The sequence below is a fragment of the Litoribrevibacter albus genome (assembly GCF_030159995.1).
Classification (GTDB): domain Bacteria; phylum Pseudomonadota; class Gammaproteobacteria; order Pseudomonadales; family Litoribrevibacteraceae; genus Litoribrevibacter; species Litoribrevibacter albus.
The window spans coordinates 647,507-666,238 of sequence record NZ_BSNM01000003.1 but is presented as its reverse complement, the minus strand read 5'-3'; the positions used below and the strand labels follow the sequence as shown (position 1 = coordinate 666,238).

Sequence of the window (18,732 nt, the reverse complement as noted above, 5' to 3'; positions counted from 1 at the left end):
ACATGAAGTGCATTCACGGCGGTAAAACCAAGAACGATAAGATTGATTCCGAGAAGATTGCTCGTATCATGTTAGGCAAGAACTTCCCGCTCGCCTATGTCTATCCGCCCGAGGCTCGGCCTGTTCGTGATCTCATGCGGCGACGTTCTTACTTCGTTCATCTCAAAGCCGAGATTCAAGCACATATCTCCATCACCAACTATCAGTACAACTTACCTGCGTTTGAAAAACACATCGGCAAAAAAGGCAATCGACCACACATCGTTGAACGCTTTGAAGATCCTACGGTACGTAAGAATGTGGAAACCGATATTGCTGCAATGGACGCTTTACAAGCTCAGGTTGTCTCGCTTGAGAACTACATCCTAAAGCATGCAAAACAATACGACCCTCGTTCTTATTACCGGCTCACCAGTGTCCCAGGTATTGGCCAAGTCTTGGCACTCACCATCCTCTATGAGATTCAGGACATCCATCGTTTTCCAACAGTTCAGGACTTCTGCTCTTATTGTCGGCTGGTGAAGTGTGCAAAAGAGTCGGCAGGAAAACACTATGGCTATTCAGGCAAGCGCATTGGTAACGCACATCTGAAGTGGGCCTTCAGCGAAGCAGCCATTCTTCTCATGCGAGAAAGCCAGCGCGCTAAACAGTTTGTGGCTAAACAGGCTCAAAAACATGGCAAAGGCAAAGCCATTTCCATACTGGCCCATAAACTGGGTCGAGCCGTGTATTTTATTATGAAAAGGAACGATGCCTTTGATGAAAAGTATTTTTTTAGTGGATGAGTTAAGGACAACTTATTGAGCTATTGCGTATAACTGTCGGTGCAGTGCGTGAGCCATACTACATGAGGTTTCTGACCTAAGTCGTGAACTTGATGCCTCTTGATTGGACGATACGCCAACCACCTCCGCCTTGAATAGACAATAAGTTGTCCGCCTGTTTCGCTTTGGAACTGCCCCTCGTCCGAGTGACTTATAACTGGACGCATGAAGTAAAGCGAGCCCGACTCTTGAAGCGCCGGATGCGAGGGTAACCGATTGATTTCTAGGGTGTCACCTCACGACTTTTTGAGGATAGACACATGCTGAGGGTATCCTCAGTAGAACCTCGATAGATGTTTGTGTGCAGTTCTTACGAACTGACAACAGTAATGAAAGAATCGGCAGTGGTGCCAATAAGAGGAAACAGAACAGATTATTAAGAATCGAGCTCTGACCTTGGAGGGGCCTTCAGGTTTTTGCGCCTTGACAACCCCCGGTCATATAGATGTTAGGCATTTTTTATTGGGATGACTGTACATTGGTTTTTATATNCAGTAATGAAAGAATCGGCAGTGGTGCCAATAAGAGGAAACAGAACAGATTATTAAGAATCGAGCTCTGACCTTGGAGGGGCCTTCAGGTTTTTGCGCCTTGACAACCCCCGGTCATATAGATGTTAATGGTTTCAAACCACGGAAGGTACTCAATTAGCCAACCGTAAGCCCACACTAATGTTCCTACCAATGTTATAGAAAAACCCAGAACTTGACGGCCCCTAGCATACAAGACGTCTTCTACCGTTTTGGCAATATGGGCAATAACTTCAGCGCCATTATCTTCGCGGACTTGAGGGCTGGATGTTCGGCTATTTATTACCTCTTGAATTTCTTCGAGCTCAACAGGTGTTGTGATACCAATGAATATTAGAAGCCCAAGAATGGTCACAACACCACCAGAAGCCGCAAATATATTTGAGTTGCCAACGAAGCAAGCCAGTAAAAATGACAAAACCATGAAAATTAACGAAACACACCAGACTTTAGAGTTGCTTGAAAACTTTATGAAGTCGATGAGCCATAGGAGCTTATTTTGATCTTTGGTTACGATCAGTCCGTTTTTATCTTTCATTCGATTTCCATATTCATGGGACACACTCTCTAGTGACCATTAACAGTTAATAGACGACAACTGTCGTAATTAAAAACGACAAATGTCGTACTTTATCCCTTAAGGCTCCCATCCTTCCAAACCGAAAGCCCTTGATTTACCTACAATACCATTCCGTTTTGACCAACGCCACAGTGAAAAAAACGACATTTGTCGTAATCATTCCTTCAACACTAGAAAGGAAATTTCAGACGCTCTGATAACAAAAAAGGCGCGCTTCGGGGACGAAGAGCGCGCCAAACAAGGGGCCAGAGTTAGGACCTAAACTCTCGGTAAGGCGGGAGTACTTAGATCCACAACAAAGTCTTTACATGGAAAGGAGTCTAAGGTGATCCGGTTAAATATCGTCGTAACTGATAACCACTCGTTCTGAGGTTGGAACGGCCTGACAGGTAAGAATGTAGCCCTGCTCTACTTCATCGGCTTCCAGAGACATGTTTTCATTCATCACGGCAGAGCCTTCGATCACCTTGGCTTTGCAGGTTCCGCAGGCACCAAACTGGCAAGCGTGTGGCAGGTCTTCGTTTTGTTTGAGTGCTTGATTGAGAATAACTTCGTTGCTGTCATCCCAATCAAAGTCCACCGATTGTCCGTTATGGATAACGCTGATTTGCGTTGCGCCTGCTGAGGAACTTGTAGCACTTGCCGTCGTGCCTTCGGGCTTCGATTTGCTGGCTCCCTTTAAACCAGCCGCAGCGCTTGAGCCAGCCGCTGCGCTTGATTCAGAAACAGCGGCAGTGAACAGCTCTCGCTGGATTCGGCTTTCATCCACATCGTTATCAAGAAGGATATTTTGAACCATGTCGGTCATGCCTTGCGGGCCACATAAGTACCAGTGGCTGGCTTCGGTCAGATCCGGGATATCAGATAATAAGGTTCTGATTTCAGTGGTCTGCTTGGCAGAGCGCGTACCATCAATGGAGTGAATCATGCCATCCAAACTGTCTGCAATCGCAAAGTGAATGGTGAGCTGTTGGCTCGGATCTTCAGAGAAAAACGGCAGTAGGAAGAAACGTTCCGGATACTCGGCTTTAAGCGCTTCGAGCTTGTCTCTGAACATCATGGTGTCAGGTGAGCGGTTGGCATAAAACAGCACAAATTTGCTGTCCTGCTCGTTCTTCAACACTGTATTTATCATCGACATGATCGGTGTGATGCCACTGCCACCGGCAACACCTACATAGCAAGGAGCGTAATCGGCTTTTGGGGCGTGAGGCACAAGTTGGAAGCGGCCCATCGGCGGCATAACTTCCAGTTCATCGTTCGCCGCCAGGTTTTCTACGGCATAGCCTGAGAACTGACCATCAGAGATCTTACGAATCGCCACGCTTAAATGCTCTTCCCCTTGCGGGCTGCAAATGGAATAACAGCGGGAAACCAACTTGCCATCAATTCGGGCACGCAAGGTCAGGTATTGGCCTGGAACAAACTGATAATGAGGTTTCAAATGCTCAGGCACGTCGAATGTCAGCATGATGCTGTCATCGGTCAGAGGATTCACATTCGCTAGCTTTAGTGTATGGAACTGCGTTTCAGGATTACTTGCTTTAGTCATCATTCAATCATCCATAGGGAGTTGCATACCCCACGCTCAGACTGCAGTGCATTACAGTTGAACTAGAGGTACAGCAGCTCATTTTCGTTCTTATTGTTTTGTAAAATGGTGGTTCGTTAAATAATGATTATTAAGAAACCGTCACCGTTTCTGGCTGAGAGCTGTTTCTAAGAGAGAACTCTGCAACACGCGATTCCAGCTCTGGAATCAGATCCAAAAACTCGCGATTGTCGTGATCCCAAGGGTGGAAACCTGGCTTGAAGTAATCCAACCATGCAGGAACGGTCTTACGGATCATGCCCGGCATCAGCCATTGATAACGAATGGACTTCCACAAACCGGCCAGATTGGTGTGATCACCTTTCTCCTTGAGCATTTGGAAGTAATACGGATATAACAAACCGAAGAAGATGCCAGTAGCGGCTATCAAAGTCGTGGTTCTTAGTGCATAGGCTTTCGGTGATTTCCCCATCACCTCTTTAAAGACATCAAAAGCCACGGCTTTATGTTCCGTTTCTTCTAATGCATGCCATTGCCAAAGTGCAGCAAAGTGCGGCTCCGCACCGTCTAAAAACTCAGGGTGCTTTAACAAGGTATCGGCAAAAATGGCGGTTAGATGTTCTAAACCAATCGTGACACCCAACTGGAACGACTGTGGTGTGGTGTTCTGAATAAAGTTCAAGAGCTTGGTCACATACGCTTCCAGCTTATCAACCGGAAAACCTGCTTCAATCAACGCTTGGTTGTATTCATCATGTTCCCGACCGTGCATCGCTTCCTGCCCAATGAAGGCTTTAACCGCCTTCTGCAAATCAGGGTCTGTGATTTCATGGCGATAGTTTCTGACACTCTGTATAAAGAAACGCTCCCCTTCCGGAAAGAATATCGACATAGAATTTAGGAACTGGGTCACGTGACGCCCAGCCTTATTCCAATCTGCTACCGCTTTGATAGGCAGTTTGAACTTTAGGTTTCTTTGAATTGGAGTAACAAGACTGTTCATTTTGGCCCCCTGATCGAACTCAATTCACTTATTCTTTATAACTTATACACATTTTTATGTGCCATCGATTGATGTTGCATAAAACAATGTATTATAGTGTTTGAAGGTTTGGCAAGTTTTTTAAGTGAAAAGTCGACAAATTGATCTTTCACACAGTGTTGCTGTAATAACTCGTAGGGGGTTGTAGTAATGAAAAATAACAATCAAAACGCGATTGAATTTCTGACAAACTTAAGTGGGCAGCCGATCCCAGAAGCCTTGGGCAAGCTCTCATCTGAAGATGTGGAAGAAGTAACCGAGTACATTTCAAACATCGTTGAACAAGAAGATGCGGCGTATGCCAAGCTCTTCGAATCACTGGCAATGATGATGAAGTATGTACCGAACTTTATTCTTCACCAGATTATTCCCAGATACGTCGAACCCGCCATCGCAGCCAAAATCACTCGTAATTTAAATACCAAACAAATCGTTGGTGTCGCTTCCGGGCTTTCGGTTGAGTACATATCAGAAGCCTCTATCCATATGGAAGACAAGGTAGCTGCTGCGGTTTTGGATGGGTTGAAGCGTAAGCTGGCGTCCCAAGTCATCGAACACACCATCAAGAATCACCCTGTTTATGCATTGGATATCCTTCTGCATTCACACGACCGATTCAAGAAGGAAGCGAAAGAGCATTTCAAAGGATTCGAAATCGACCCTGGCACCTTATCCGCCACCCGACTTGAAACCTTCAAAGCCGTTTGTGTCTTTTAGGGATTGGGGTAACCAGCATGAGTATTCATTCCAAGGTAGTACAAACCATATCAAGAAAGACCATCAAACGACATGGCTTGAATAAGGAACAAACGCTGAAACATTTGCGAACGGTCTTTAACAACACTCCGGCGGTTTCGTTGATTCCCCGGGGCGTGAAGATTCGAAAAATCGATCGCACGGAATTCAAAGGCGAACGGGTTTCGGTGAAAAACCCAAGAACGACGGTGCTCTACTTTCACGGTGGTGCGTTTGTCGGAGGTGTCACGAAAACCTACCACAATCTAGCGGCTCGACTGGCCAAGCAATTAAAGGCTGAGGTTTTCCTGGCTACCTACCCACTGGCACCGGAAGCCCCGTTTCCTGCTGCAACGGAACGATGCCTAGAAGCCTACCGCTATCTTTTGTCGTTGGATAAAGATCCAAAAAACATTGTGATTGCCGGAGATTCAGCTGGAGGCAGTCTTGCGCTGACCTGCTTACTGCAGATCAAAGATCATCGGTTGACCCAACCTCGTTGTGCTGTGCTGCTCTCGCCTGCCACCAATGCATTACCGGAGAAAGAGAAACTGCTTGAACAATGCCCAACGGATGCAATGCTCTCCGCGAGTCTTGTACAACGGATTATCGATCTCTATTTGCCGAACATGGAAGACCGCTCTCACCCTTATGCTTCACCACTATTAGGGGATTATCAGGGGTTACCACCGATCATGTTTACCGCAAGTAAAGATGAAATTCTTTATCACGATGCGTTGCAAGCGAAAGACAAAGCTGAGGCAGCCGGTGTGGAAGTTGAATGGTTGGCTCGATCTGGCGTCTGCCATGTCTGGCCAATCATGGTGCCTTTCCTGCCAGAAGCCAATAAAGACTTTAAGCGCATTATTCGGTTCATTAAACAATATGAACCAACTGCAAGAAGTCTGACAGACCACCAAGTGCTCAAACAGGACGTTTGGTCGGGAGCACTGAGCTAACCTTATGACAGACCGGCACCGAGAAACATACAAATAACGAAAACGACAGACAGAAAAAATGGCTTAACCGCTATAAAAACAAACAAGATAAGAGACTCACTATGAAAGATTTCAATTCAAAAGTCGCCGCAATTACTGGCGCAGCATCTGGTATTGGCCGTGCACTGGCGATTGCTCTTGCTCAGCGTGGTTGTAACCTTGCACTGAGTGATCGTGACCTTGCGGGTCTGAAAGAAACGGCTAAGGAAATCAAGCCAACCGGTGTAAAAGTCACCATTGCAGAAGTGGATGTTTCTGACAAAGAAAGCATGCACCAGTGGGCAGACCAAGCCATGAAAGATCACAAGAAAATCCATCTTGTATTCAACAACGCGGGTGTTGCCATGGGTGGCACAGTTGAAGATACCAGCTATGAAGATTACGAATGGATCATGGGCGTTAACGTAAACGGCGTATTGTATGGCACAAAAGCCTTTTTACCGCACATGAGAACGACCGGTGAAGAAGGCCATATCATTAATATTTCAAGTGTGTTCGGGCTATTTGCTCAACCAACGCAAAGTGGCTACAACATGTCTAAGTTTGCCGTGCGTGGTTTCACTGAAGCCTTGCGCCAAGAGCTGGACCTTGAAGGCGGTTTGATCTCAGCTACCTGTGTACACCCAGGCGGGATTCAAACCAACATTGCGAAGAACGCTAAAATGACAGAAAGCGTAGAAAAGCTAACGGGCTCTGCCTCGGCTGAAAACGTACGAGACAAGTTTGAATCCCTGTTCATGACCAGCTCTGAAAAAGCAGCGGAGACAATTCTTCGGGGTGTTCAGAAGAACAAGCGTCGTGTGTTGATTGGCCCAGATGCGAAAGCGTTAGATTTAATGCAGCGTTGTTTGCCAGTGAACTATCAGAGACTGGTGTGTTCAGCGTTTAAGATTGCGAGTGCGTAATTAAAATTCAGATACTCTCAACCTAAAATATAAACAAAAAAGAGGAACCAACCGGTTCCTCTTTTTTGTCTGAAGGAAGCACAGCGTTATTCCTCTCCGCCTGATTGCTTATCCTTCTCCATGCTCTTAATGATGGTCTCAAGACGATCACCCAAGAAGTGGTTTGCCGCTTTTTCCATCGCTCTGGCCAATTCAGCGTGCACCGCCATTTCAGCCAAGGGGCGCAAGCGCCAAATTAAATCAGCCAGTGCCGGTAAATCTTCATTCGGCGGGATCACATCTTTTTCGTAATCTTTTAACACATGGTTGGAGACCAATTTCACCAATTCCCCAGCTACCCGTTCAACATTGCCACGAAGCATCTGAATGATATCGAGCAATGCATCAAACGGAATGCCCGCAGAAACCAGCTCTGCGCCCGCTCTCATGGTTCTCATACTGCGAACCTGAACGTGCTCCATGTCTTCTTCAAAGCGAACCAGATCCAGTTCCAACACCTTATTGATAGAGCTTAACTCGATGTCATTATTGAACATCGCATACAAGTCTTTAATCGGCATCACGACAGGGGTTTCATCCGTCCACGGACTGGTCAACGCAGACTCAACGCCAACGAACGCTCTCAAATCCAACCCTTCTTCAAGAGCATTTAAGAGATCTGCAATGGTCGATAAGGTGTACCCTCGTTCCAGTAAGTCAGAGACTAAGCGTAAGCGAGAATAATGAATGTTGGAGTAGATGCCTTTACGGCCCCGAAGTTTAGGTGGTGGGAGAATACCCTTTTCCTGATAGGCTCGAATGTTGCGGCTGGTTGTACCGGTTGCCCTGGCTAATTCATCAATGGAGTATTCACGATCCGGCTGAAGCAAACTGTCCTTGTCATCACTTTTTGCGTGCTTTCCGAACTGAGCGACAAAATTCAGCATCGAATCTTTATAATCTTGCATATTTCCTCACAACCCGACAGGTAATGCATTAGGTCTCTTGAATCAGGGAACGATCCTTTGCTTACCCGAACCTATCTGAAAAACTAAAAATGAATACGTTTAATTGTACAACGTTAAGCGCACAGAAACAGAAGATTATAAAACAAATCCACACAAAAAAGCCCCGAAGACGGTTGTCCTCAGGGCTTTTTTATCGCTCAGTTAATCGATACAAATCTTAGCGCTGTAGATTTGTGACCGAATCAGGAGCAGTGACTAATTACACGTCATGTTATTGGTGATGGTGACTGTCCCACCAATGCCACTGCAATTAACCACTTGGTCTCTTACTGTTTCAATCTTACTTGTGCACAGAGCACCATTCTCAGTGACCTGGAAGTTTTGACCAACGCTGCACAGCTGCGGTAAATCAAAGTCCACCAAAGAAGTATTATCGACAAGCAGATCACCCGCTACGCTCTCCAAAGAACGAAGGGATAGATGATCCAGCGCACCGCCGCGAATGTTCAAGTCATGAGATGAGCTGGTTCCGATAGACACCACATTCCCCATGCCGAACAAGTCCAGCAGTCGGGTGTTGCCGTTAATTTCCAGAGACCCTTTGATTTCTGTTACGGAAAGGAAGCCATCCAGATTCACCAAATCATTGTTCAAGCGGATGCTGGTCGCACCCACTGAGGTTAGCTGCTCAAAGCCATCGATATGCGTTAAGCGGTTATTGCGCTCGATATCGAAATCACCGGAAATGGTTTGAAGTGCCGATGCGCCACTGGTGCTGAACATACCATCGTTATTCAAAAGAGCCACGCGACCGTTTACTTTAGTCAGCGCATCCAGACCAGCAAGGCTCGCAAGCGATGGGTTATTCTCAAGCTGAAGCAGACTGGTGGTTGTCAGGCCATTTAGCCCCTGAAGGTTTGCCAATACGTCATTGTTCTTGATGATGACTTTGGTTGCAGATGGTACGGACGCCAAGCCCTGCAAATTCTCAAGACCATCATTATTGTCGATGGTTAGTGTCGACAAGCCGGTAGAGACATTATCCAGACCAGTAAAGTTAGGAAGCACATCATTACCACGAACAGTCACATTGCCCGACAAGCTGGTTAAGTTGGTCAGTGCAGAAAGATCAGACAGCGATGAGTTATCAATCAAAGTTAATCCACTAAAGATGCTGTTCAGACCAGACAAACCATCAAAAGAAGAAAGACGAAGGTTACCTTGTACGGTTAGCGTCGTCAGTACACTTAACTTCTCAACACCAACAAGGCTTTCTAGGTTCGCGTTTGACACTAAACCGAAGCTGGTAGCAGAAGTCAGACCCGACAAGCCCGTTAGATTGGTAAGACTGTCATTCTGAGAAATATTCAGAATAGATGCCTGAGTTAATTGTTCAAAACCAGCCAAAGAGGTCAGCTTGGTATTACCAATAATTTCTAACCACAATGGGTTTGCTAAATTCGTAAAGACAGGCAGGGTTTCCAATGCAGTTAGACTGCGAAGCTTCATCTTGCTTGTTACGTGAAGATTAGCAATGGCACTCAAGTCAGTTAATGTAGCTAACCCATACAGATCCACATCCGACACTTGCCCTACTTTCTCTAAACCGTTCAGGTTAGGCAGTGATGCGTTGTTCGAGATTGTAATGTTCGCAACTGTCGCTAAATTCTCAAGCCCGGAAATACTGGTTAAAGATGGGTTGTTATAAATGGATAAGTTACCGGTAATTTTGGTTACTCCACTCAATCCATCCAGGTTCGTCAGATCTGGGTTCGCCGCAACGTTCAGAGTTCCCAACGTATTCAAACATTCTAACCCGGTGACATTAGTTAAACCGGTACTCGGTGTTGAACTACTGCCAATGGAAAGAGTGCCAGTCACTGAGGTATAGCCCATCAAAGCTTCGATATCTTGTGCTGAAGTAATGGTGTAGTTCCCCTGCCAAGGCTGTTCTAAACAGTTGGATTCTGACACGCTGATCACATAGTCCTGCACTGAGTTGTCGTACGCAGTCACTCGATACGTTAAGTCGGATGTATAGTTATTCGCGGTCACACCACTGTATTGCTCGATACCATTCACAGTAACCGTCTGACCTGATGTTTCGAAACGGGCGATCAGTGATGACACATCAACATCTTTCGCTACTAATAATTTGATCGCGTGATTTTGCTCATCAATTTCACCGATTGAATCCTGCTCAAAACCGGCGTTGTCCTGCATGGAGAATTTAAAGCTGCTGAGCGCTTTCGCTTGATAATCTACTTGAGAAACAGAAACCAGATAACCCTGTTTGGAATCATCTTCCGCAACCACCTGGTAATAAAGTGAGTCACTGAAATCATTAATGGTTACAGAACTTTCTTGAGAAGCATCGTTGACGGTGACATCCACGCCGGTAATTTCAAAGTTAGCCACCAGGCTTTGAAGATTCACCCCAGTTGGCACAGCCAGCGTGACATTATGGGTATTCGGATCAATGTCACCGGAGACATCAGATGGCAAAGTCGGGTTATCAGCCTTTAGGAATTTGAACGACACCAGATCTTTTTCTTCGCTGAGAGGCTCTTCTACGAACACCGCTGAGACGGCTTTGTTGCCTGACGTTTTGGACAGCTTAACGCTACAGACGGCTGAACCGGAGCAATCTCCAGACCAATGACTGAAACGATAGCCTCGCTCTGCCTGAGCATACAGATACTCGGTGTAGCTGGTTTGGCTACCTGCATACTCGGAATAATCCACCGAGCATTGATTGCCGCTGACACCACAGTTAATTAAGCCAGATGCAGACGTCACGTTTCCTCGTCCACCTTCGGTACTTACTTTTAATTGGCAACCACCCAAAATAAATAAGAGGAGAAGCAGAACGCCTCTGCTGTATTGATTTGACATGTTGAGCCCCTTTCCGATTTTTAATTATTGTTTTAATAACAGTAAGGATTCTTTTAGCTGGATGCAGCTTTGTTAAGGAACGTCGAACAGATTGGATGGATGTTCCTTACAGAACAGCACTTCATTTTTTATTGTTATTAATACTTATATTCTCTCAGTCCATAGGATGAGGAAAAACTAACTAAACGACACGAATGACACCAAGTGTCGTATTTTCATAATAATTTTCGTGCACAGTTTGCAAAAAACAAAAGTGATCTAAAGATTGGATGAATTCGTATCAGTTACTTCGTACTGAAATGCCTTGAATCGACTCTGAATCAGTTCGAACTAATACATTTAACGTTCAACAAACGTTCACAAAACGTATAACAAAAGAGAAGCACTATGATCCAACTTCACCACTTGAATAACTCTCGATCCCAGCGACTGCTTTGGGCGTTGGAAGAGCTGGAACTGCCTTATGAAATCGTTCGTTATGACAGAGATCCAGAAACCATGTTTGCGCCAGACTCACTCAAAACCATTCACCCTCTGGGCAAGGCTCCGATATTGGTCGATGGCGAGTTCACCCTGGCGGAATCCGGCGCCATCATTGAGTACTTACTGCAACGCTATGGCGAGCAGTTTCTACCAGAGAAAACAGGCAAGGCATATCAGGAATACCTCTATTGGATGCATTACGCTGAAGGCTCACTGATGCCTTACTTACTGTTGAAGTTGGTCTTTGAGAAAGTAAAAGAAAGCCCGATGCCGTTCTTCGTCAAACCCATCGCAAAAATTATCGCGAACAAAGCGACAGATTCTTTTATTGGGCCAAACATTGAGACTCATCTTGCGTTCATCAATACCCACCTATCTAAGAATACCTGGTTTGCTGGTGAACAGTTGACCGGAGCGGATTTCCAGATGAGTTTTCCTTTGGAAGCCTGTGTAGCTCGTGGCGTTGCCGATCACAGACACCCTCATATTATTGAATACGTGAAGCGTTTTCAGGCACGACCAGCCTATCAACAGGCATTAGAAAAAGGCGGCGAATACGATTACGCCTAAAAAGAAAACGGGCTCCCAGCGAGCCCGTTTTTTGATCATTAGTTACAGCTATAACGGAAGCTGTCGTCCAGATCTTCCGGCAATACCAAGGTACTGAACTGACGATTTACACTATCAACACATAAGGCATTTCGTTCCGTTGCATCATTGACATAGATCGCTTGATACTCAGCATTGAACACCGCTTTATTGGCATCAACAAAGGGTTCCAAGGTGTCGCATTCGTCGTACTCGAAACACTGTTCGTTGACGGCAAAGTCATAGTAGTCCACCAGGTCTTCAATCTGATCCAAGTCGTTTTTCAAGCCAACCGCCAACTCCCGCTCATGCGCTTCATTAGCAATCCAACGGTTGTAATTTAGTTGATCGGACGCAGTGAAATTAAACCCTGGGTCATTGGTGTAGCCATCCATGTTGTCCGGCTCTACGCCATCACAGCCCTTCTGAACCGCTAGGTCCAATCTCGCTTCCATGATGTCACGGACATTTTGATTACGAATATCCAACCAACGCTCCCCTGGCCAGCCATCCAGCGCATTGCCCAAATCAGAGTTGTTGAAATCACCTGCGTCTTCGCGCCAGTTTTCATAGGAGCCTGCCGAGAAATAGCAAATGACTCGACGGTTTTGAGCTTGTAAGCCTTGGATTAATGTTGTGTCAGAATCAAACAGATCAATGTCGTAGATAGTAACGTCGTAGCTGGTGTTCACATCACCAGACAGTTGCCATTGCCAGGTAACCAAGGGGGCTGGCTGATACCAATTACCGTCGGTAATCGGCTGGATGGTTCCGCCCCCACTGGAAACCACACCACCGGAAGCGCCTCCTGACGAAGATCCGCCACCACAACCAACCACCATGCACGAGAGCAAAAACACACTAACGACTTTCATATTGACCATCCCTGATACTGTTGAACACAGATACGTACTTTGAACACAGATACGTGCTTTGAACACAAGAGTATAAAGAGAATATAGGAAGTCATTAGTGAGACGGAACCCATTCTTACTAAACAAGACAAAAGTATTGATCAGATTTACAACTGAACTGGCAGCTCCAAATATTCCGAATAGATAAAGTCTCTGTGCTCAATAAGGATTGGATCTAACGCGGCCATCACCGCTTCGCTCTGATTCTCAAGAACGGTTCTGATCAGATCCATCATCTTGCACTGTTCCGCAGGTAACGGATTGAAATAGCCCATCACGGTGGCCGAATAGATATCTGCTGCCGTTAACGAATTGCCCACATAAAACCGGCTACCGGCTTTCTTTTGCTCTTTTAATCGTTGCGTAAATATCGAAAGAATGTCGACTACTTTTGCTTCATAGGCCGAAGCATCGTCCGGGTTGTAACCATACTTGGCGGCAAGATACTCTGCCATCGGTTTGGGATAACCGCCATCAGCACCACTCAACCCCTTATGCACTTGCTCTAAACGACTGTACCAGGCAAGCCCATGTTTCCCGCACAAGAGACGAGAATATTCCAACACAAGATCTCTGCTGGTTTCATCGTCAGGTAACAAGCTGACATCCGGGTTCAAGCGTTCCCCAAGATCCAGAATGTCTTTCCAGTCAGAAACAGGAGTCTCCTCATTAAAAGCAACCGCCGGTGCACTCTTTGAGCCAAACCATTTAGCCATCTCTTTGCTGAATGGATCATGATAGACCGTTTGCCATTTAATCCCTTTTATTTGAAAGATGCCTTTGGCGGCCTCCCCCCAAGGATTAGCAATGCCTTTAACCAACGTCATTCTTAGGCCCTTGGCTGTCTTTGCTGTGTCAAAATCAATGATATTTAGTGCCACGAACTTCCCCTATCGTTTCTACTGATCATTCTCAAACAGTTCGTATGACTAACGGCTAACATGAACCGATACACACGAAAACATGAGTCACCACGATAGAAGGAAGCTTGAGCTAAGCAGAGGGCGAAATCAGACATTTAGGAGGGCTGTACGCCACTCCTAAATCGCCAGAGGAAGTAAACTACTATGGGAGAAGTTACTGAGGAACAAGACTGATCTGAGCATCTTCGATGGCAAATCGAATGTACTCATTTGCAGGCGTAATTGAAGCAAGGAAAATTTGAGCATCCGATTGTTTTGTCTTGAACGTTCCAATGACGTTAATGATCCGTCGTTGAGCCGATTGAGACGCCTTCGGATACGCTTCAATCATCACAGGCAGCGCTTTGGCTCCCACCCGAGTCATGACTCTGACGGAAACATCCTGAACTTCTTTGGTAATACCGCCCAGCCCCCAAACCATCAGTTCATATGCGGCGGTGGACGAAGCATTGATATTGCCTAATACCTGAATCAGATTAGAGGTAATGTATCTTGGCTCTTCAAATTTAGTTAACGCACGTACGCGGGTGAGCTTTTTGATCACCAAATCTTCCGCTGGTTTTGCTCTATCGCCATAGGCTTCCAGGTATTCCGCCGCTTGCTGCTGGGTACGTTTGTCTTGATCAAACAACATAGCCGCACAGGCTTCGACACGGCACGCCGGAGAGTTCGGCAAATCAAAACGAATAAACCATAAGTCCTTCTCTCTTTGATTTGTGGTCATCGCCAACAAAATCTCTGACATTTTCACCTTATCAACGGCCATTAAGTTAACCAAGGCAACGCGCTGGAAGTCGTTTTCTTGCTTACGGGCTTCCCGATCCAAACGCTGAATTAAACCGTGCATGGTACGAGCAACGTTTTTGTCACTCTCCAGCTGTTCAAAATAGGATAAAAACAGTTGTAAGCTTGGATCATCCAATCGCTTAGTCAGCGCACTTGAGAAGGGTTTGATCAGTTTTCTGTGATCATCTGCCGTCATCACCGACTTCATTTTCTGATAATAGTCTGGCGTCAACAGGAAGTTCTTATTCGGAAGCTGGGTCAACACACGCATGGCATATTCTGATGGGGAAAGTTTATCATCCATCCCCAGACGATCATCCTTGGCTAATTCAAACAAGGTATCCAGTTTCTCTTTCAACGCATCCTGGGTTTGCTTACGGTTATTGCTTTCCAGACTGTACTTTGAGAGTCCTTCAGCATCATCAATCTGGGCGTAGTTAATCAGTAAAGAAACCAGTGAATACGCCGTGCTTCTGTCCGTGCCAGGTAAAATATCTACCACCATCTGCCACTCTTCCTCAGTCAGTGCTTTGATGCGTAACGCATACTGAAGGACACGAATTAACAGATCACCTTGGAAAGACGTGGATTCTTTCTTTGCTTGTTCGAAGATGTAGGCACGATAGCGGTCATCATCCAGATCCATCAAACGGAACTGATTCATTACCGACAACTGCCATGCATTGCACCCTTCATCAATCGGGTTACTCAACGCCAGCTCGACCAAAGCCTCAACCTTTTCCTTTCGGTGAGAGTTCTTGATCAAATCAAAGGCCTGTTCTTCCTTTAGTTTACACGGATCTTTCGCAGCAACCGCCGGTGGTTTTGCCATTCGCTGAAGCTGCTGCCCTACTTGATCGGTATCGACAAAGATTTCAGCTTTAATGTAGAAGGATTCACCATTCCACTTTTCTTCCAAAATAACCGACTTAGTTAATGCCTTAGCGTAAGTACCATAGTGCGCCTGAACGTCGCGTGAAAGCTCATCATTGGTCACATGGTCTTCCACTTCAAAGCTGGAACGAACCTGTACTCCCACTTCCTGAATCACCATCACCTGTAACTGTTGTAGCGCGGCTTTTCGTGCGCTGACCTTGGAGTCATTTTCACTGGCGTTATAGGTGTATTCACGAATGAAGGTTTCAGTGGCTGCCTGAGCTAAAAAAGAAAAAAAACTAAAGCAGACAAGTAGAGAAAAAGAGAAAAGATTACGCACTACGCCATCCTTAAAGCATGTAATGGTGAACATATCTATCACACGGTCTTATGTTGAATAACAATTGTAATAGACCAGAAGATTCAGAAACCGGACGTTATATCACGGATTCCAAATTAAATTAAACCGATTCCCCTTAAACCGATTACTCCTAAACCGATTACCCTTAAACCGATTACTCCGTTAGAGCTTTAACCAGGCAAATGAACGGCTTAAGAATTCATCAGCGGCGCTATCAATAACCACACCGTGTGCCATGACCAATCGTTGAGGCTTCCAGATTAAAATTTCCTGCAGATGATTACGGGCTTCCGACTTACTGAAAGTAAAGGTCAATCGCCAATCAATCGGCATCTTGCCGTTGGGGTGGAGAATCCCTACCCCTTTGGCGATTACTCTCTGCCACGGTTTGAAGAAATCAGGACGGAAATTTTCAACCAAATCCGCAACGATTAATGTATTCGACGACTTATGGAAAAACACACATTCTTCCATCGCTTTAGAGCCGGTAAATAAGAGCTGTTTAATCTCCCCGGACCAGGGGTAATAACTGGCAGTTTCGAGTATTCCATCAAAATTGAGATCTGAACGTTTTTTGATGACCTCTTCAGTCCCATAGGTCATCGCGTCGGGAAACGCGTTCTGCCATTGCTCAATAAAGAGATGATGTAGGTGATTCGGTGCGATCAAATAGGCGACCTCACCTAATTGCATGACCTGATCTTTAAGCTCATCCGTCAGCTCAATGGGGCTATGAACCCACAGTTTGCCATCGGTCAGCTTTACTACCACCATTCTTGTTGAAAACGGGATCTTAAAAAAAGGAACAATCCCGCCCTCAAATACCCATAGATTCGTGTCTAACTGTTGCATCGACTCTTCCCTCGTCTTTTCCCTTGTCCAATCAAATCCGTCTAAGAAGTCAGCTTTTGAATACTACTTCATTTGTATCACGTAACGCCAGAAACCAAGCCCCCAAAGATACTTTAAAGAATTCATAAATCCAGATCTGAAATGTAATTCTAATTGCGACGGGTCATTGCCTTATCTCTTTATGTCTTGAGCTAAACAGGCAGATAGATCATCATACCAAGCCTATATCTCAGCTCTTGTTTTAGATGTGTAAATTGGACTTATATGCCTTTCATTAAGACGTTTGTTTTCATTACTTTCTTTTGTGTGGCCTCCCTATCCCAGGCACAAACCGAGCAACAGGCAAAGACTGATCCACAACATCCGCACGAAACCATTCATATTGCAGTGGCTTCAAACTTCACCTTTGCAATGAATGAATTGATCACCCAGTTTGAAGCCAACACAGGCCATTCAGTGAAAGCGTCCTACGGTTCATCAGGAAAAATCTACGCGCAAATTCAACATGGCGCGCCCTTCCAGATATTCTTCTCAGCTGATCAAGCGAAACCAAAAGCGCTTGAGGATGCAGGTATGGTGGTTGCAGACAGCCGCTTTACCTACGCAGTTGGAGCCTTGGTGCTTTGGTCAACCAAGCCAGATCTAATCGTGAATGGCGAAAGCGTGTTATCCGGCGACGACTTTAATAAATTAGCTTTGGCGAACCCGAAGCTCGCCCCCTACGGTGCCGCAGCAGTGCAGGTTCTAGAACAACTGAATCGAGTGAAATCGACTCGTAGCAAATGGATTCAGGGAGAGAACATTGCCCAAACCTACCAATTTGTTGCAACCGGCAATGCAGATTTGGGCTTTGTAGCGCTTTCACAGCTAAAACAAGCGCAACTCAAGCAAGCATCACCAAAACCGGATTCGAGCTGGGTAGTCCCCCAAACACTCTATTCACCGATTAAACAAGATGCCGTGCTGTTGAAACGAGGCAAAGATAGCGCAGCAGCCAAAGCCTTGATAAGCTTCATTCAATCAAATCAAGGACGCACGATTATTGAGTCGTATGGCTACACATCAACGTCCAACGCAGTAACCAATCAAAGCAAACATTTGGATCAACAAATTCATGTGGATCAATAAATCTCTATGAGCTTTTCAGACGCTGACTTTTTTTCTAATTCTGACTTTTTTTCTAACTCTGACTTAGCCGCCCTCTGGTTGACCTTACGTCTTGCCTCGACGGTCACTCTTATTTTGCTGTTAGTAGGCACCCCGATTGCCTACTGGTTAGCTCGCACAAAATCATCCTGGAAAGGGCCTATTTCGGCCATTGTCGCGCTACCATTGGTTTTGCCACCAACCGTTCTGGGTTTTTATTTATTAATTGCGATGGGCCCCAACGGGTTTATTGGTCAACTGACACAAAGCTTAGGATTGGGCACCCTTGCCTTTACCTTCTGGGGTTTGGTGGTTGGCTCGGTGTTCTATTCACTGCCCTTTGTCGTTCAACCAATCCAGAACGCCATCGAAGCGCTGGGTGACCGTCCCTTGGAAGTTGCAGCAACCCTACGCGCCGGCCCATTGGATCGATTTTTTACCGTGGTTCTGCCCTTAGCTAAACCCGGATTCCTGACGGCTGCGGTGTTGGGTTTTGCACATACCGTGGGTGAGTTTGGTGTGGTATTAATGATCGGTGGCAACATTCCGGATGAAACCCGTGTTGTTTCCGTGCAGATTTATGATCATGTTGAAGCATTGGAGTACACCCAGGCACACGCATTGGCGGGCTTAATGGTTGTGTTCACTTTTCTGGTACTTCTGGGTTTATACTGGTTCCAGCGTAAACATGCGCCGTTATTAATTAAATAGCAGTAATTAAATAACAGTAATTAAACAACCGTGATTGAATGCAGTGATTAAATAGCCACGTTTCAATAGCCGTGCTAAATCTCT

Annotated in this window: 16 protein-coding genes; 7 read left to right on the top strand and 9 right to left on the bottom strand. The window is 45.7% G+C overall.

Annotation, left to right across the window (positions count from 1 at the left end; all coding sequences use genetic code 11):
- Window positions 1-785, top strand: a 785-nt coding sequence (locus QQL66_RS04720; protein ID WP_284379345.1) for an IS110 family RNA-guided transposase, incomplete at its 5' end; no start/stop codon positions are given.
- Window positions 786-1,400: 615 nt separating this feature from the next.
- On the opposite strand, the gene QQL66_RS04715 is transcribed toward QQL66_RS04720, so the two are convergent.
- From QQL66_RS04715 to QQL66_RS04705, 3 genes are all read right to left on the bottom strand, one after another.
- Complete coding sequence (locus QQL66_RS04715) at window positions 1,401-1,892, bottom strand: hypothetical protein (protein ID WP_284379341.1); 492 nt, start codon at window positions 1,890-1,892, stop codon at window positions 1,401-1,403.
- Window positions 1,893-2,268: 376 nt separating this feature from the next.
- Window positions 2,269-3,489 (bottom strand): 2Fe-2S iron-sulfur cluster-binding protein, encoded by a 1,221-nt coding sequence (locus tag QQL66_RS04710; RefSeq protein WP_284379340.1) that lies wholly within the window; start codon window positions 3,487-3,489, stop codon window positions 2,269-2,271.
- A 127-nt stretch (window positions 3,490-3,616) separates the two neighbouring features.
- The gene (locus tag QQL66_RS04705; protein ID WP_284379338.1) at window positions 3,617-4,489 is read right to left on the bottom strand and encodes a metal-dependent hydrolase; all 873 of its coding nucleotides are present in this window, start codon (window positions 4,487-4,489) and stop codon (window positions 3,617-3,619) included.
- Between the two features lie 189 nt (window positions 4,490-4,678).
- Here QQL66_RS04705 and QQL66_RS04700 point away from each other — a divergent pair, with 189 nt between their 5' ends.
- The 3 genes from QQL66_RS04700 to QQL66_RS04690 all read left to right on the top strand — a co-directional run bounded on the left by QQL66_RS04700 (window position 4,679) and on the right by QQL66_RS04690 (window position 7,166).
- Entirely contained in the window at window positions 4,679-5,245 is a 567-nt protein-coding gene (locus QQL66_RS04700) for a hypothetical protein (protein ID WP_284379334.1), read from the top strand.
- A 17-nt stretch (window positions 5,246-5,262) separates the two neighbouring features.
- Window positions 5,263-6,222 (top strand): alpha/beta hydrolase, encoded by a 960-nt coding sequence (locus QQL66_RS04695; RefSeq protein WP_284379332.1) that lies wholly within the window; start codon window positions 5,263-5,265, stop codon window positions 6,220-6,222.
- Window positions 6,223-6,323: 101 nt separating this feature from the next.
- Window positions 6,324-7,166, top strand: a complete 843-nt coding sequence (locus QQL66_RS04690) for an SDR family NAD(P)-dependent oxidoreductase (RefSeq protein ID WP_284379330.1) — start codon at window positions 6,324-6,326, stop codon at window positions 7,164-7,166.
- Window positions 7,167-7,252: 86 nt separating this feature from the next.
- Here QQL66_RS04690 and QQL66_RS04685 read toward each other — a convergent pair whose 3' ends face one another.
- The gene (locus tag QQL66_RS04685) at window positions 7,253-8,113 is read right to left on the bottom strand and encodes a MerR family transcriptional regulator (protein WP_284379328.1); all 861 of its coding nucleotides are present in this window, start codon (window positions 8,111-8,113) and stop codon (window positions 7,253-7,255) included.
- Window positions 8,114-8,368: 255 nt separating this feature from the next.
- Window positions 8,369-11,008 carry an InlB B-repeat-containing protein gene (locus QQL66_RS04680; RefSeq protein WP_284379326.1) on the bottom strand — a complete coding sequence of 880 codons (2,640 nt, stop codon included), beginning with the start codon at window positions 11,006-11,008 and terminating at the stop codon, window positions 8,369-8,371.
- Window positions 11,009-11,395: 387 nt separating this feature from the next.
- Between QQL66_RS04680 and QQL66_RS04675 the strand changes: the two genes are divergently transcribed.
- A complete protein-coding gene (locus QQL66_RS04675) occupies window positions 11,396-12,061 on the top strand; it encodes a glutathione S-transferase (RefSeq protein ID WP_284379325.1) in 666 nt (221 codons plus the stop codon).
- Between the two features lie 38 nt (window positions 12,062-12,099).
- Here the strand turns inward: QQL66_RS04675 and QQL66_RS04670 are convergent, their stop codons facing one another.
- The 4 genes from QQL66_RS04670 to QQL66_RS04655 form a co-directional block, all read right to left on the bottom strand.
- Window positions 12,100-12,954, bottom strand: a complete 855-nt coding sequence (locus QQL66_RS04670; RefSeq protein ID WP_284379323.1) for an endo alpha-1,4 polygalactosaminidase — start codon at window positions 12,952-12,954, stop codon at window positions 12,100-12,102.
- A 146-nt stretch (window positions 12,955-13,100) separates the two neighbouring features.
- A complete protein-coding gene (locus QQL66_RS04665; protein WP_284379321.1) occupies window positions 13,101-13,874 on the bottom strand; it encodes a glutathione binding-like protein in 774 nt (257 codons plus the stop codon).
- 196 nt (window positions 13,875-14,070) lie between these two features.
- A complete protein-coding gene (locus QQL66_RS04660) occupies window positions 14,071-15,918 on the bottom strand; it encodes a hypothetical protein (protein ID WP_284379319.1) in 1,848 nt (615 codons plus the stop codon).
- 183 nt (window positions 15,919-16,101) lie between these two features.
- Window positions 16,102-16,791, bottom strand: coding sequence for a DUF4336 domain-containing protein (locus QQL66_RS04655; RefSeq protein WP_284379317.1), 690 nt, complete (start codon window positions 16,789-16,791; stop codon window positions 16,102-16,104).
- 264 nt (window positions 16,792-17,055) lie between these two features.
- Here QQL66_RS04655 and modA point away from each other — a divergent pair, with 264 nt between their 5' ends.
- Together modA and modB are read left to right on the top strand one after the other, a co-directional pair.
- Window positions 17,056-17,919, top strand: a complete 864-nt coding sequence (gene modA, locus QQL66_RS04650) for a molybdate ABC transporter substrate-binding protein (RefSeq protein WP_284379316.1) — start codon at window positions 17,056-17,058, stop codon at window positions 17,917-17,919.
- A gap of 6 nt (window positions 17,920-17,925) precedes the next feature.
- Complete coding sequence (gene modB, locus QQL66_RS04645) at window positions 17,926-18,648, top strand: molybdate ABC transporter permease subunit (protein WP_284379314.1); 723 nt, start codon at window positions 17,926-17,928, stop codon at window positions 18,646-18,648.
- The last annotated feature ends 84 nt before the right edge of the window (window positions 18,649-18,732 follow it).